Origin of the sequence: Paenibacillus polygoni (assembly GCF_030263935.1) — a bacterium.
GTDB classification, from domain to species: domain Bacteria; phylum Bacillota; class Bacilli; order Paenibacillales; family Paenibacillaceae; genus Paenibacillus; species Paenibacillus polygoni.
In genome coordinates, this window is the sequence record NZ_CP127162.1 from 4,365,001 (window position 1) to 4,378,906 (window position 13,906).

Consider the following 13,906-nt stretch of genomic DNA (forward strand, 5'->3'; position numbering starts at 1 on the left):
ATACTTAGATAGTTCTTTTGCAGGTGCAAATCTAGCATACATACGGAAGACTGTTTTATAACGGTTAGCTATAGCATATCGGATTTCACGATCCAACCTAGAATCACCGAGATCAAGCAGCATCTCATCGAGTTCCTTGCGAATCACATAATCTAGTTCTTTACATTCTTTCTCATTAAACAGCATTCCGAGCATCACAATACTCCTTCATCATGTTTTTTATCTGCCTTACAAGATGTTTTATTGTTATGCTCATGTTTTGCCATAAATATGAATTGAAACTCAAATTACTTTACAAGCGCAAATGTGATCGTGCTTTCAATAATGGCAGCAATGAATAGAAAAATAACAATCCAGACAGAAGCCGTACCGGTTTGTCTCATAAAGGAATGCAAGTCTACCGTTCGATTGCGAGTCCGATTTATTTTCTGGCCTAAGGATTTAATGATAAGCACGCCAAACTTTAGACCAAACGCACATGCGATGATAATAGCGGGAATTTCTATGATTCCGTGCGGCAGCAACCCTTTTACAACCACATCGTACATACTTACACCCTGTTGCCATGATAAATGCAGTAAAAAGCCTAAAACTCCCCCATTAATGACAAGAAAAATAATGGGAATGAATCCTGCTAGTGCCCCAGCAAATATAACAAGCACCGCCTTAGTTGCATTGTTCCAAAATATGAAGGTGAAAAAGTTCCACTGTACATTATCCCCCTGCTGCAGCTGCTCACTAATTTCTTTAATCCCGCTAATTTGCTGAATCATAATTTCTTGTAAAACCCCCGTGCTAATCCAACCAAGGACTCCTCCAACCAAAAATATGATGGCCGATGCCCACACATAATTTGATATCGACTTAAGATCTTTAATAAAGGTTTGTAGACGAAACATTTTGTTCCCCACTTTCTATGGTCAATGTAAGACTGAGTTAGGTTGCTTGTCATATGTACAAGGTACGAGCATACATATAAGAGTAAACGATTTGGTAAATGGAAGGAGCATCGATTATGAATTCATATTTCTATGTCTTAAATGGACGAAAGATCAAGAAATTTCTGATTGTATTCGCTGCAGCAATCTTCACTCTTGGAATCATCTACGTGGAGACAGAAAATGTATCCGTATTCTCTGAGGGTGGAGGTTCTCCATCCGCAGTATACAGTGTTCCCACAGAGAAAAAAATAATCGCTCTGACGTTTGATATCAGCTGGGGGGATAAACGCACCGAACCGATTCTAAAAGTACTAGAGGATAAAAAAGTACAAAAGGCTACTTTTTTTCTGTCTGCCCCCTGGTCAAAAACACACCCTGATATGGTTACAAAGATTAAAGAATCCGGTTTTGAAATTGGCAGCCACGGATATAAGCATGTGAATTACAGTAGTTTAACGGAAGAAGAAATCCAAAAGCAAATTACAACAGCCCACTCTATTTTAACCGATGTATCGGGAAAAGAACCGAACTTACTCCGCCTTCCAAACGGGGATTTTGATAAGCGAGTACTTCGCATTGCAGATAACCTTAAATACCAGGTTGTTCAGTGGGATACTGATTCCCTAGATTGGAAGAATCCTGGAGTTGATCAGATTGTAAATCGTGTTGTCAGTAAAGCTCATCCTGGCGATATTGTTCTTCTCCATGCCAGTGACTCTGTAAAACAAACTCATGAAGCATTACCGATTATTATTGATCAGCTTCGTCAAAAAGGATATGAGTTCGTGACTGTATCCGAATTAATTAATCAGTCTAATGTAAAAGGAACGGAAGTACGCGATCAAGCATTTATAGACCAACATATTGAAGATGCAGGAGGCCTGTAAACAAAAAGAGCTAACGCTTAAGTTAGCTCTTTTGCTTTGAAATCCGTTCTTGATACAATTCGGTGAAGCATGAGAATCTGATATGTATTACAAGCAAGAAGTGGAATCACGGTAAATGTGGTAGCTGCATTCTCCCCAATATTTAAAACACCGATGGTCTCCACTATCGTTAAAGCAATCATGAAAAATAAAGTAGGTATTAGGGCATTACTATTTGTAGCTTTTACTTTAAAATATGCGGTTACAAGGGCGGTCATTAAAATAATGAGACTAAGCAGCATATCAGTAAACCCTGTATTACTATGCTCCATAAATATACGGAAGAACATTAATTCCAGTAAGGCAAGAATCGTTAGAGCCAACTGAATGTAATTCCATGTTTTTATAGAAAATGTGCCTCTCCCCATATAATTAAGGATTAAATAAGCGAAAAAACCTAGCTGGGAATAGACACTAATCATCATACCTGCTCCAAACAAGATAAGTAGATACAATAGAAAATCAGCTGTACTTGATGGCTTGTATTCCCACGTGGTGAGTATAAGTCCCGTTAATAATGATGCGATCCCACCAATACATAGGGTTTGCCAGAATAAATTAAACCATTTCCTTAAATTCAAAACTTTTCCACCTCCAAGTGTTTATTTTACCAACGATCTCTAAAAAACACCATGGCTTAACAGACATAAATCCCGTCCTTGCCCCACATACTACATTTAGTTATTCAGACAAAGGGGATGTGGAACAAGTGAAGTGGCACAGTATTAAAGGTTTATGTATGGCAGGAGGTCTGGCTTTATTTTTATCCGGTTGCGGTTCTGATAATCCAAGTGCTGCTCCGCAGGGGAGTTATAAAGAAACAAAAACAATGGTCATAGATATTCTAAAAAGCGACGAAGGTAAAAAAGCTCTGGAAGAGGCGCTTCTCGGAGAACGTAGTTCCGGACAAAGTTCATCCAGTGAAGCAGGTTCGGGGAGTAATTCAAGCAGTTCAGGAAATACATCTAAAGGGTTAGGAATAAAAATGCTCACTTCGCAAAGCTCTTCTGATGAAATCAGAGTGGCTGTTAAAGACACCTTGTCTTCTCCTGAGTATAAAAAAGTATTCGAGGAAATTATGAAAGATCCTAAATTTGCCGGGGATTTTGCAAAAGTAGTCAATTCCCAAAGTAAACAAATTCATATGGAACTTATTAAAGATCCCTCCTATCAAAAATCGATGGAAGATATCTTAAAATCACCGGAAATGACTAAAATGTTATTACAACTAACCCAAACAGCAGATTATCGTAAACAGACGATGAGTGTGATGCAGGAAGCCATGCAAAATCCTATTTTTCGGATGGAAGTTATGGAACTCTTAAAATCTGTCGTCAAAGAAGAACTTCAGCCTAAACAAAGCGAAGGTGCTGGAGGAGATCAAGAGAAGAAAGACCAATCTAAGAGCCAAGGCGGTAAAAAAGAACAAGGCGGCAGTAGTAGTGGCGGCGGTGAAAGCAGTGGTACTGGTGGGTAACTAATCATTACTAGGTCGTACATCTAGAAAAAAACATGGCCAAGCGAAGCGCTTGGCCTTTTGAATATACTCGTTTAGTGATTTTGTGTAATCACCGAAAAGTTTTACTTTGTAATTAAGTGTTTGGCCACTTCATCATATATTTTACCGATCTCTGTATCTTCCTTATACACTGAAGGTGAAAAATCCGGTTCAGATATATGATTATCCGGAGAACCCAGTGGAATTTGAGCAAGAAGTTCTGTGTGCAAGCTTTCTGCTAGTCGCCCTCCTCCACCTCTTCCAAATACATAATCTTTTGTACCGCATGTACTGCACTCGTAGTAAGCCATATTTTCTATTACACCAAGTAGTTCATGATTGGTTTGGATCGCCATAGCCCCTGCTCTAGCAGCAACAAATGCAGCTGTGGCATGCGGTGTGGTCACTATAATTTCTTTGCTTTGTGGAATCATTTGGTGTACATCAAGCGCGACGTCGCCTGTGCCAGGAGGTAAATCAAGGATCATATAATCTAAATCCCCCCAATTTACATCACTAAAGAACTGACGCAGCATCTTGCCAAGCATCGGTCCTCTCCAAATGACAGGGCTGTTCTCTTGTACGAAGAAGCCCATAGACATTACCTTCACACCAAAGCGCTCCACCGGCTCAATTACTCCATCTATCAGTACAGGTGCATCTTCAATGCCCATCATATCTGGGACACTAAAACCATAAATATCTGCGTCTATGATTCCTACTTTTTTACCTTGTCTCGCCAGGGCAACTGCCAAGTTAACAGTCACCGTAGATTTCCCTACTCCCCCTTTACCACTAGCGATCGCTATAAAGGTAACTCCTGATTCGGGATCAAGCAACTCATGAGATTCCATCCCAGCTGCGTGTCCTTTTACAAGCACTTCATCATCAGTAGGTTCTGTTCCTTGGACTGAATTCTGTTTAAAGCTTTGGATTGATTCTTTTTCAGCATCTGACGCAAGGCGCATTCTTACGTGCACCTGTTTTACGCCTGCTTCCTGAAGAAGGGCTATGATATTATTTTTTAAAATATTGCGAACGTTTTCATCATCGGTTAAACAAATCAAGGTTAAAGCCACACTGTCCTCTTTCACCATGACATCCCTAATAAACTGCAAATCTGTAAATAACAGACCGCTTACAGGCTCCTGCAAGGTAGAAAGCACTTCTAGTACTTGATCTCTTGATAACATGATAATTGCACCTCAGCTTTATCTATTGGCATGTATTTCACTCAGATCTTTCTAATACATGTCCATTATATCACTCACCGAGGTGCAGATGGCCTACTTTTTCATTTTCTCACCAGACGTGTATCTTAGAATCCCCTTGTAAACCGAAGCTGCCACTTTGCGCTGATATTCCTCTTCTGCAAGGAGTCTAGATTCCTCGGGGTGAGATAGAAAACCAACTTCTACTAATACCGCTGGCATTTTTAGCGCTTGCAGCAGGTATACCGTATTTACTGTTTTGGCCACTCGGTCTGTGTTCTCGAGGTTTCTTCTTATCTCATCTTGAACAAGTGCAGCAAAATCTGCATTATCTTCATGATTAGGGTAGTAGAAGACCTGAGCACCACTCCAGCGATTTGAAGGAATACTGTTCATATGAATGGTAATAAAAAGATCTGCTTTTTTGTCACTAATCATCTTAACTCGCTGCTTTAAATCTTCCGTTTTCCGTCTTGCGTAAGATTTGGTCTCAGGGGAAGCAAGGTCTACATCCCTTTCTCTTGTCATCACCACTGTAGCACCTGCTTGCTGCAAATAATCACGTAGGTATAGAGCCACTGCTAAATTGATATCTTTCTCAATGATTCCTTGTTTGCTGACAGCCCCCCCATCAGGCCCTCCATGACCAGCATCAAGAGCTATGACCTTACCCGATAGCGGCAAGCTCCATGTGCTCCACGTCTTTGACGCCGGGACCTCATACACAGCAATACAGATGAATAGTGCCAGTAAGAGAACACCCATCATCAGTTTTTTCATCGTGCTCACATGAATCCATACCATGAATTTGTTGTTCGAACTCTGTTTACGCATAAAAAAGCCACCTCCGATCCCATAAATGACCATAATGATCTATATGGGACGAGATGGACAAATATACCGTTCACAGGGACAAACTTATAAGTTCTAAGATGTAACGTGTTCTGCCATACCTTGAATCAATATTTGGGCCACTTCTGGACGTGTGAATTCAGGTGGCGGACACTTGCCCTCACGGAGAAGGGCTCTTACTTTGGTGCCAGACAAAGTCATATGGTCTTCTTTACTATGCGGGCACGTTTTGGCAGAAGCCATATTGCCACATTTTAAACAGAAAAAGCTATGTTCAAAGAAAAGAGGAGTGATTCCAAGTTCCTCAGATGTAAAGTTAGTAAATATCTCTTGTGCCTCATAGGTACCATAGTAGTCTCCTACCCCAGCATGATCCCGACCCACAATAAAATGAGTACATCCATAGTTTTTGCGTACTATCGCGTGGAAAATAGCCTCTCTAGGGCCCGCATAACGCATTGCTGCTGGGAAGACACCTAGAAAGGTGCGATCGGCAGGATAATAGTTCTCAAGAAGCGCTAAATAACTGTTCATACGAACATTCGCGGGAACGTCATCTGATTTTGTTTCACCTACCAGCGGGTTAAGGAATAATGCATCTACAATCTCCATGGCGCTTTTCTGAATGTATTCATGGGCACGGTGAACGGGGTTCCGTGTTTGGAAACCAACAATCGTTTTCCAGCCATTTTGTTGAAAAAGTTGTCGTGTCTGCTCGGGGTCATAGTAGAACTCATTAAATTTAGCAGGTTGTTTACGATTTAACACGAAGATAGGACCGCCAATATAAAAGACAGAACGTTCAAACAGTTTTTTTACCCCTGGATGTTCATGATCATTTGTCTTATACACATTCTTCGCTTCTATATCATGATCAACTTTATAAATGCTTTCTATCGTGAGGGTGCCGTATATAACATTGTCTTCTTGACCTGTAAGTGCAATGGTCTCACCAATTTGAAGGTTTTGTGCAGTCTCCTGGTCAACGTCAAGCGTAATAGGTATGCTCCAGACTGTACCATCTGCAAGTCTCATTCCTTCAATTACTGACTGATAGTCTGCTTCATTCATAAAGCCCGTAAGCGGAGAAAAAGCTCCTACCCCTATGAGATCAAGATCCGAAATGGTCCAATTGCTTATTGGTAAGTGTCTTAGTTTTTCAGCTTCTTGGAGCATTTCATCCCTATTCCCATCTTCTACAATTCGATTCACTAATGTACCACCGTGAGGTAATATCGATGCCATGATCTCATCTCCCTATAGTCATATACGCTTTAGCAATGTAATAAATATTTATTTATGAAGTCCGCATTCCGTCTTATCATTGCCTGACCAGCGACCTGCGCGCGGGTCTTCACCTGGCATTACCTGTCTGGTGCACTGCTCACAGCCGATACTAGGGTAGTTCTGATCATGCAAAGCATTATAAATCAAATTATTATCTTTGATGTAATTCCATACGTCCTCATTCGTCCATCCAGCAATTGGGTTAAATTTCATAAGTCCAAATTTCGTGTCATACTCTACCTTCTTAGAGTTAGCACGAGTTGGCGCTTGATCACGGCGAATCCCCGTAATCCAAGCATCATATTGAGATAAAATACGCGTAAGCGGTTCTACTTTGCGAATATTACAGCAAGCGTTAGGATCTGATTTCCAAAGCTCTGGACTATAAGTAGCAGCTTGCTCATCAGGTGTGAGCTTGGGAGAAACACGAACAAAGTCAATATGATAACGTGCTACAAGTCGATCCCTTGTTTCATATGTCTCTTTAAAATGAAAGTCTGTATCAAGATAGAAGATATCGGTAGAAGGACTGATTTTTTGTATCATATCCACTAAAACAACATCTTCTGCACCAAAACTACATGCAAAAGTAATGTTCGGAAATGTCTCAACAGCATATTGAATAATCTCTTCAGGAGAAGCATCTTCCAGTTCAATTGCCTTGTCTCTTGCCAATTCTTCTTTTTCTAACAGATTCACAATGAAACCTCCCATAGGGGTGATATTTTTTACACTAAACCGATATATATGATATGAATTACAATTAAGTATAAATATTTCCAGTTATATGTCAATGCTATTTCCAAGGTAAACTGTCAGAATTAAAAGAAATTATATATATTCCAATTCTATTCCTACGATGTGAATCAAATTCTTAACACATGAAAACAGTAAATTTGTAACGATAGATAAAGGAATAAGAAGCATTTCGTCTATATAGATCTATAAAGTAACTAACATTGATAAAAAATTGATTTTCTATATAACAAAAAAAGTCCTCTCTTCCGAAGAAGAAAGGACTTTTGATCCGAACAGATTAACGTTTGGAGAACTGAGGTGCGCGACGAGCCGCTTTAAGACCGTATTTTTTACGTTCTTTCATACGTGGGTCACGTGTTAAGAAGCCAGCTTTTTTCAAGCTTCCACGGTACTCAGAATCTACTTTAAGAAGTGCACGGGCGATACCGTGACGAATTGCTCCTGCTTGACCAGTAATACCGCCACCGTGAGCAATAACGAGGATATCGTAGTTGCTTGTAGTTTCAGTCAGTTCAAGTGGTTGTTTAACGATCAGTTTGAGTGTTTCCAAACCGCCGAAATAATCGTTGATATCACGTTTGTTAATGACAATGCGTCCTTCACCCGGTACAAGGCGAACACGAGCTACCGAATGTTTACGACGACCTGTCCCATAGTATTGTACTTGTGCCATGAAACTGTCCTCCTTTTAATTATCCGCGAAGTTCGTAAACTTCAGGTTTTTGTGCTGCATGTGGATGTTCAGCGCCAGCATATGCTTTCAATCTAAGTTTCATTTGGTTACCCATACGAGTTTTAGGAAGCATGCCGTGTACAGCAAGTTCGATCATACGTTCAGGTTTGTTATTTACCATGTCTTTTGCAACAGTGACTTTAAGACCACCTGGGTGCATGGAATGACGATAGTATTTTTTGTTATCCATTTTCTTACCTGTAAGAACAATTTTCTCAGCGTTGATGACAACAACGAAATCACCAGTGTCAACGTGTGGAGTAAATTGTGGCTTATGTTTACCGCGGATCAAAGCCGCAGCTTCGCTCGCCAAACGGCCAAGCGTTTTGCCTTCAGCGTCAATGATGTGCCAGTTACGCTCTACTTCATTAGGCTTAGCCATATAAGTGGTACGCATGAAAAGATCCTCCTTTAAATATCGCGTTCATAATACGCATAAATAGTTATCATTTATATTCGTTAAAAGTTGCTGTTAGTTTGATGGATTTACGTGTGTTGCATATCGTTTACTTAAATGGGGCTGTGGGAAAGCCATTAAGAAAACACAACTTATATATTACACGATTAAATGCTACTTCGCAAGACATTATCGCAGGTTTTTTTTAGGAGATGTTCATACTCTACATTCCATAACATTAAACCTTTACTAACCGCTGTTGGGCCAGCCGCAGAACGGTCTTGTGCAGCTAGGATATGTTTCATATCCTCAGGCTGACGTTTCCCTTCTCCTATCTCCAGAAGCGTACCGATAATAATCCGGACCATATGCTGAAGAAAACCACTGCCGGTCAAATAGATATGAATAACACCTTGATCTCGCGGATGATCCACTCTGCACATAGAAGTGTCGTGGTCCAATCGCGCTTCATATAAAGTCCTGACATGGGAATCCTTCGTTGAATGTCTGGATGCGAAAGAAGTAAAGTCGTGTGTACCTAGTAAGTACGGCAAACTTTCATTCATCGCCTTAATATCGAGCTTGCCTGGATGGTGCAACTGTATCCGGCGATTAAATATATCTACAAATTGATTTGCATTAATTGTGTAACGATACGTCTTTCTTTTGGCAGAACGCCTGGAGTGAAATGAGAGTGGTACTTCGTATGCATCTGTTATAACGATGTCGTCAGGCAGTCTTGTGTTAAGAGCCATGCACCAGCGCTCAAGAGGAATCTTGGACTCTGTGTGAAAGTGAAACACTTGCCCTCTTGCATGGACCCCAGCATCAGTACGTCCCGAAGCATGGATTTTGATTTCCTCTCCAGTCAGATAGTTAATCGATTTTTCGATAATATCCTGTATTGTGTTGCCTATGGGCTGTGTCTGGAAACCAAAGTAATCCGTTCCATCGTAATTCACACGCATACAAATATTCCGCATTATTCTCACCTCATCATACCATACTAATCAAAGTAACCATTCGTAATGACAGCATCACAATGAAAAAGAGCTCCTCTCGGAGCTCCTCCCCAAACTACAGCGCAGCACTAGCGAAAAAAAGGGGCAGTTCAGAACCTAGATCCTGTCCACCCTTCCTTCACTCTCGCTTCATATTACACGCGGTCTACTAATTCCAAGTAAACCATAGGTGCAGAATCACCGCGACGAGGTCCCAGTTTCATGATACGAGTGTATCCACCTGGACGCTCAGTGTAACGTGGTGCAATATCGCTGAACAGTTTTTGAATTGCATCCTGTTCACCATCAATTGTTTCACGGCGCACATATGCAGCAACTTGACGACGTGCGTGCAAATCACCTTTTTTAGCTTTAGTGATCAGTTTTTCAGCGATAGAACGAACTTCTTTCGCTTTCGCTTCCGTCGTTTGAATGCGCTCATACAAGAACAGATCCGTTACGAGGTCACGGAACAATGCTTTACGAGCACTGGAGTTACGACCCAACTTTTGGTATGCCATGTTTTCCCCTCCTTCACTTCAAGCAATCGTGTTGCTATTCTTCTGTACGAAGACCCAAACCAAGCTCTTCGAGCTTCTCTTGCACTTCTTCTAAAGATTTACGACCCAGGTTACGAACCTTCATCATGTCCTCTTCAGTTTTCGTTGTAAGTTCTTGAACCGTGTTGATACCAGCACGTTTCAAGCAGTTATAGGATCGAACAGATAGATCGAGCTCTTCGATCGTCATTTCTAGTACTTTTTCTTTTTTGTCTTCCTCTTTTTCGACCATGATTTCTGCATCTTTCGCTTCGTCTGTTAGACCCACAAAGAGCAGTACATGTTCAGTCAAGATTTTAGCGCCAAGACTTACAGCTTCTTCTGGACGAATGCTGCCATCAGTCCAAATTTCAAGTGTAAGCTTATCGTAGTTTGTTACTTGACCTACACGCGTATTTTCAACACCGTAGTTGACACGCGCAATCGGGGTATAGATCGAATCCACAGGGATGACGCCGATCGGCTGATCATCGCGTTTATTCCGATCTGCCTGGACGTAGCCGCGACCGCGATTGGCATAAATACGCATGTGAAGTCTCGAACCTGGACCAAGAGTAGCGATATGAAGATCCGGATTAAGGATTTCAACATCACTATCCGCACGGATATCTCCGGCTGTAACAGCCCCTTCACCTTCAGCATCAATCTCAAGAATCTTCTCTTCATCAGAGTGAATCTTCAAAGACAAAGCTTTAAGGTTCAGAATGATTTCCGTAACGTCTTCCATTACGCCAGGAACTGTAGCAAACTCGTGCAACACTCCATCGATTTGCACCGATGTAACTGCCGCACCTGGAAGTGAGGAAAGCAAGATACGGCGAAGCGAGTTACCCAGCGTCGTACCATATCCGCGTTCCAGCGGTTCTACCACAAATTTGCCATAAGTGCCATCATCGTTGACGTCTACCGTCTCAATTTTTGGCTTTTCGATTTCTATCACTGCAATACCCCTCCTTCAAAACGTCGGTCCGATATGAAATATTTACCTTATCTAGTGTTACCATGTAGTATGCCTAAACAACCATTATTAACAGATTGTGCCGGATTATACCACACGAAGGGGCAAATCTCATTAGACACGACGACGTTTTGGAGGACGGCATCCGTTATGTGGCACAGGAGTTACGTCTTTGATCAGGTTAACTTCAAGACCAGCAGCTTGCAGAGAGCGGATCGCTGCTTCACGGCCAGCACCTGGACCTTTAACCATAACTTCAACTGATTTCATGCCGTGTTCCATTGCTGCTTTAGCTGCAGTTTCTGCTGCCATTTGAGCTGCGAATGGAGTCGACTTACGGGAACCTCTAAATCCAAGACCGCCGGAGCTTGCCCAAGAGATAGCGTTACCGTGTGGATCCGTAATAGTAACAATTGTGTTATTGAACGTGGAACGAATATGAGCCACGCCAGACTCAATATTTTTACGGTCACGACGTTTAGTACGTACGACTTTTTTCGGTTTAGCCATTGTAGATTATCCTCCCTTCTTATTTCTTTTTATTTGCTACAGTACGACGAGGACCTTTACGCGTACGAGCATTTGTTTTAGTACGTTGTCCACGAACTGGAAGTCCACGACGGTGACGAACACCACGGTAACATCCGATCTCAGTCAAACGTTTAATATTTAAAGAAATTTCTCGACGAAGGTCACCTTCTACCTTAACCGTTTTGTCGATACTTTCACGTAATTTGCTCACTTCATCTTCCGTAAGATCACGGACACGAGTATTCGGACTAATGCCTGTTTCGCTCAAAATTTTCTTGGAAGTCGTTGAACCGATTCCGAAAATATATGTCAAGGCGATCTCAACGCGTTTATCACGTGGCAAATCCACACCAGCTATACGAGCCATTTTACGCTACACCCCCTTCTATTAACCTTGTTTTTGTTTGTGTTTCGGATTTTCGCAGATGACCATTACATTACCTTTGCGGCGAATGACTTTGCATTTCTCGCAGATAGGTTTTACAGAAGGTCTTACCTTCATGTTGATTACCTCCTCAAAGTTTTACGATGAGTAAAACTGACTTCGAAAGCATGCTAACAGCCAGATGATACACAATCTATCTACATAGCGTACACTAGATTAGTATACCATGCAAAGCTGATATAAACCTTCATCGTTATTTCAGAAAATAAGCCTTACTATTTACGATAAGTTATACGCCCTTTTGTTAGGTCATAAGGCGATAACTGAACAACCACTTTATCTCCTGTCAGAATGCGGATAAAGTGCATCCGCAGTTTGCCGGAAACGTGAGCTAGAATTTGATGACCATTCTCAAGCTCTACTTTGAACGTTGCGTTGGGAAGCGGCTCAAGAACCGTTCCTTCCACTTCAATGACATCTTCTTTGGCCACAGTTAGTCTCCTTTCTCTTCAGCTTTGAACTTCGCCTACATTTAAGAACTGCTGAACTGCATAACGCAGTTTTCCGTTCGTTACCCGTCCAACTTCGTTTAAGCTGTTCACAACCTCGCTGCTAATCATCGGCTGGGGTTCCAGGTGAAGAAGGTTCTTCTTCTTTCGTCCGTCAAACTTACGTTTGTATCCGTCAGCAATATACACGAACCTGTTGTCCTCAACAGCAATGACTACTGCAATCTGACCGGCATCTCTGCCTCGAAGTATTTTTACGATCTGTCCGACTTGTGGGATCTTTTGATTCATCGTCTCATCACCTACGCATCTCGCTTTCGTAAAAATTACATCCTGTCTGGTTAAGAACAAAAGAAAGTTCTTGAGCACACAGCACATTGTCATACGACATTGTATACAGCCGAACATTGTTCGACGCTTCATGCACTCTTCGTTCATCGACTGAAGTACAAATACTGGCAGGAAAACCGTTATAACCTGTGAAAGACGGCACAGCCCCTTGACTGCGATTATGTTGATCAGTCATTTGGTCAAGTTCTCCGGACAAAACCCGAGCAATACCATGATTTGCAGGATCAACCTGCACTAATGTGCGAGTTAACCTTACATCACGGTTTGATCCCAGTTCTGCATCGGACTTACAAATGATCATTACCATTAACCTCGCAGTAAGGATACGATCTCTTGCGACACCGCATGAATTTCCTGTTCCCCGTCGATTTGACGCAGAAGACCTTTGTTCTCATAAAACGTGAGGAGTGGTGCAGTTTTGTTGATATATTCGTCAAGACGTGTACCTACGCTCTCTTCATTATCATCAGAACGTTGATACAATTCGCCGCCGCATTTATCACAAATGCCTTCCTGTTTAGGAGGGTTAAAAACAACATGATACGTAGCACCGCAATTTTTACACAAGCGACGTCCTGTTAGACGAGCAAGAAGTTTGTCACGGTCTACTTTCAAGTTGATGACATGGTCCAAACCAGTATTAAGTCGATTTAGAATACCATCAAGTGCTTCTGCTTGAGAAATGGTTCTTGGAAATCCATCCAACAGAAACCCTTTCTTGCAGTCTGGCTGCTGTAGGCGTTCTTCAACTATACCGATTGTAACATCGTCTGGTACAAGCAGTCCTTGATCCATGTATTCTTTAGCTTTCATCCCGATAGGAGTTCCCTGTTTGATCGCTAAGCGAAATGCATCGCCTGTTGAAATGTGAGGAATGCCGAATTCATTTACAATTGCTTCTGCTTGTGTCCCTTTCCCTGCCCCAGGAGGGCCCATGAATAAAATGTTCACGTTATGTCACTCCCTCCAAGACTATCCCTTCAACAAGAAACAGCACAATAGGTGCC

At 41.7% G+C, this 13,906-nt stretch carries 19 protein-coding genes and 2 pseudogenes (1 of these 21 cut by a window edge); 2 read left to right on the plus strand and 19 right to left on the minus strand.

Features of this window, described 5'->3' with window-relative positions:
* Both QPK24_RS20960 and QPK24_RS20965 read right to left on the minus strand, forming a co-directional pair.
* Positions 1-195, minus strand: the 5' portion of a protein-coding gene (locus tag QPK24_RS20960; RefSeq protein WP_160036639.1) for a hypothetical protein. The gene continues 33 nt to the left of window position 1, outside the view; the window shows 195 of its 228 coding nt (coding positions 1-195); its start codon is at positions 193-195; its stop codon lies beyond the left edge, outside the window.
* Positions 196-287: 92 nt separating this feature from the next.
* Positions 288-899 (minus strand): stage II sporulation protein M, encoded by a 612-nt coding sequence (locus tag QPK24_RS20965; RefSeq protein ID WP_285744421.1) that lies wholly within the window; start codon positions 897-899, stop codon positions 288-290.
* 116 nt (positions 900-1,015) lie between these two features.
* On the opposite strand from QPK24_RS20965, the gene pdaB reads away from it, so the two are divergent.
* The gene (pdaB, locus tag QPK24_RS20970; RefSeq protein ID WP_285744423.1) at positions 1,016-1,828 is read left to right on the plus strand and encodes a polysaccharide deacetylase family sporulation protein PdaB; all 813 of its coding nucleotides are present in this window, start codon (positions 1,016-1,018) and stop codon (positions 1,826-1,828) included.
* A 17-nt stretch (positions 1,829-1,845) separates the two neighbouring features.
* Here the strand turns inward: pdaB and QPK24_RS20975 are convergent, their stop codons facing one another.
* Complete coding sequence (locus QPK24_RS20975; RefSeq protein ID WP_285744425.1) at positions 1,846-2,448, minus strand: KinB-signaling pathway activation protein; 603 nt, start codon at positions 2,446-2,448, stop codon at positions 1,846-1,848.
* A gap of 128 nt (positions 2,449-2,576) precedes the next feature.
* Between QPK24_RS20975 and gerD the strand changes: the two genes are divergently transcribed.
* Positions 2,577-3,344 carry a spore germination lipoprotein GerD gene (gene gerD / locus QPK24_RS20980; RefSeq protein ID WP_407082934.1) on the plus strand — a complete coding sequence of 256 codons (768 nt, stop codon included), beginning with the start codon at positions 2,577-2,579 and terminating at the stop codon, positions 3,342-3,344.
* Positions 3,345-3,448: 104 nt separating this feature from the next.
* Here gerD and QPK24_RS20985 read toward each other — a convergent pair whose 3' ends face one another.
* The 16 genes and pseudogenes from QPK24_RS20985 to QPK24_RS21060 form a co-directional block, all read right to left on the minus strand.
* Positions 3,449-4,558: an Mrp/NBP35 family ATP-binding protein gene (locus QPK24_RS20985; protein WP_285744427.1), complete on the minus strand. Its 1,110-nt coding sequence runs from the start codon at positions 4,556-4,558 to the stop codon at positions 3,449-3,451.
* 93 nt (positions 4,559-4,651) lie between these two features.
* Positions 4,652-5,380, minus strand: a complete 729-nt coding sequence (cwlD, locus tag QPK24_RS20990) for an N-acetylmuramoyl-L-alanine amidase CwlD (RefSeq protein ID WP_407083038.1) — start codon at positions 5,378-5,380, stop codon at positions 4,652-4,654.
* 123 nt (positions 5,381-5,503) lie between these two features.
* Positions 5,504-6,673: a sulfate adenylyltransferase gene (sat, locus tag QPK24_RS20995; protein ID WP_285744431.1), complete on the minus strand. Its 1,170-nt coding sequence runs from the start codon at positions 6,671-6,673 to the stop codon at positions 5,504-5,506.
* A gap of 48 nt (positions 6,674-6,721) precedes the next feature.
* Positions 6,722-7,414 (minus strand): phosphoadenylyl-sulfate reductase, encoded by a 693-nt coding sequence (locus tag QPK24_RS21000; RefSeq protein WP_285744433.1) that lies wholly within the window; start codon positions 7,412-7,414, stop codon positions 6,722-6,724.
* A gap of 337 nt (positions 7,415-7,751) precedes the next feature.
* Positions 7,752-8,147, minus strand: a complete 396-nt coding sequence (gene rpsI, locus QPK24_RS21005) for a 30S ribosomal protein S9 (RefSeq protein ID WP_213535588.1) — start codon at positions 8,145-8,147, stop codon at positions 7,752-7,754.
* A gap of 19 nt (positions 8,148-8,166) precedes the next feature.
* Complete coding sequence (gene rplM / locus QPK24_RS21010) at positions 8,167-8,604, minus strand: 50S ribosomal protein L13 (protein WP_285744437.1); 438 nt, start codon at positions 8,602-8,604, stop codon at positions 8,167-8,169.
* A gap of 167 nt (positions 8,605-8,771) precedes the next feature.
* On the minus strand, positions 8,772-9,587 hold the full coding sequence (gene truA, locus QPK24_RS21015; RefSeq protein WP_285744440.1) for a tRNA pseudouridine(38-40) synthase TruA: 816 nt from the start codon (positions 9,585-9,587) through the stop codon (positions 8,772-8,774).
* A 173-nt stretch (positions 9,588-9,760) separates the two neighbouring features.
* A complete protein-coding gene (rplQ, locus tag QPK24_RS21020) occupies positions 9,761-10,126 on the minus strand; it encodes a 50S ribosomal protein L17 (protein ID WP_160036628.1) in 366 nt (121 codons plus the stop codon).
* A gap of 34 nt (positions 10,127-10,160) precedes the next feature.
* The gene (locus tag QPK24_RS21025) at positions 10,161-11,105 is read right to left on the minus strand and encodes a DNA-directed RNA polymerase subunit alpha (RefSeq protein ID WP_160036627.1); all 945 of its coding nucleotides are present in this window, start codon (positions 11,103-11,105) and stop codon (positions 10,161-10,163) included.
* Between the two features lie 132 nt (positions 11,106-11,237).
* Positions 11,238-11,633: a 30S ribosomal protein S11 gene (gene rpsK / locus QPK24_RS21030; protein WP_068537278.1), complete on the minus strand. Its 396-nt coding sequence runs from the start codon at positions 11,631-11,633 to the stop codon at positions 11,238-11,240.
* A gap of 19 nt (positions 11,634-11,652) precedes the next feature.
* Entirely contained in the window at positions 11,653-12,021 is a 369-nt protein-coding gene (gene rpsM / locus QPK24_RS21035) for a 30S ribosomal protein S13 (RefSeq protein WP_160036626.1), read from the minus strand.
* A gap of 21 nt (positions 12,022-12,042) precedes the next feature.
* Complete coding sequence (rpmJ, locus tag QPK24_RS21040) at positions 12,043-12,156, minus strand: 50S ribosomal protein L36 (protein ID WP_003333770.1); 114 nt, start codon at positions 12,154-12,156, stop codon at positions 12,043-12,045.
* A 158-nt stretch (positions 12,157-12,314) separates the two neighbouring features.
* Positions 12,315-12,530 carry a translation initiation factor IF-1 gene (gene infA, locus QPK24_RS21045; RefSeq protein WP_017692098.1) on the minus strand — a complete coding sequence of 72 codons (216 nt, stop codon included), beginning with the start codon at positions 12,528-12,530 and terminating at the stop codon, positions 12,315-12,317.
* Positions 12,531-12,532: 2 nt separating this feature from the next.
* Positions 12,533-12,839: pseudogene (locus QPK24_RS21050) on the minus strand (KOW motif-containing protein).
* 130 nt (positions 12,840-12,969) lie between these two features.
* Positions 12,970-13,092: pseudogene (locus QPK24_RS23615) on the minus strand (type I methionyl aminopeptidase); the annotation flags it as partial.
* A 113-nt stretch (positions 13,093-13,205) separates the two neighbouring features.
* Positions 13,206-13,850, minus strand: a complete 645-nt coding sequence (locus QPK24_RS21060; protein ID WP_285744453.1) for an adenylate kinase — start codon at positions 13,848-13,850, stop codon at positions 13,206-13,208.
* Positions 13,851-13,906 lie beyond the last annotated feature (56 nt).

Bases quoted from the DNA above. Each gene is read 5' to 3' on its own strand.
- QPK24_RS20965 (WP_285744421.1), bottom strand. From the start codon at position 899: ATGTTTCGTCTACAAACCTTTATTAAAGATCTTAAGTCGATATCAAAT.
- pdaB (WP_285744423.1), top strand. From the start codon at position 1,016: ATGAATTCATATTTCTATGTCTTAAATGGACGAAAGATCAAGAAATTT.
- QPK24_RS20985 (WP_285744427.1), bottom strand. From the start codon at position 4,558: ATGTTATCAAGAGATCAAGTACTAGAAGTGCTTTCTACCTTGCAGGAG.
- cwlD (WP_407083038.1), bottom strand. From the start codon at position 5,380: ATGGTATGGATTCATGTGAGCACGATGAAAAAACTGATGATGGGTGTT.
- sat (WP_285744431.1), bottom strand. From the start codon at position 6,673: ATGGCATCGATATTACCTCACGGTGGTACATTAGTGAATCGAATTGTA.
- rpsI (WP_213535588.1), bottom strand. From the start codon at position 8,147: ATGGCACAAGTACAATACTATGGGACAGGTCGTCGTAAACATTCGGTA.
- rplM (WP_285744437.1), bottom strand. From the start codon at position 8,604: ATGCGTACCACTTATATGGCTAAGCCTAATGAAGTAGAGCGTAACTGG.
- truA (WP_285744440.1), bottom strand. From the start codon at position 9,587: ATGCGGAATATTTGTATGCGTGTGAATTACGATGGAACGGATTACTTT.
- rplQ (WP_160036628.1), bottom strand. From the start codon at position 10,126: ATGGCATACCAAAAGTTGGGTCGTAACTCCAGTGCTCGTAAAGCATTG.
- rpsK (WP_068537278.1), bottom strand. From the start codon at position 11,633: ATGGCTAAACCGAAAAAAGTCGTACGTACTAAACGTCGTGACCGTAAA.
- rpsM (WP_160036626.1), bottom strand. From the start codon at position 12,021: ATGGCTCGTATAGCTGGTGTGGATTTGCCACGTGATAAACGCGTTGAG.
- rpmJ (WP_003333770.1), bottom strand. From the start codon at position 12,156: ATGAAGGTAAGACCTTCTGTAAAACCTATCTGCGAGAAATGCAAAGTC.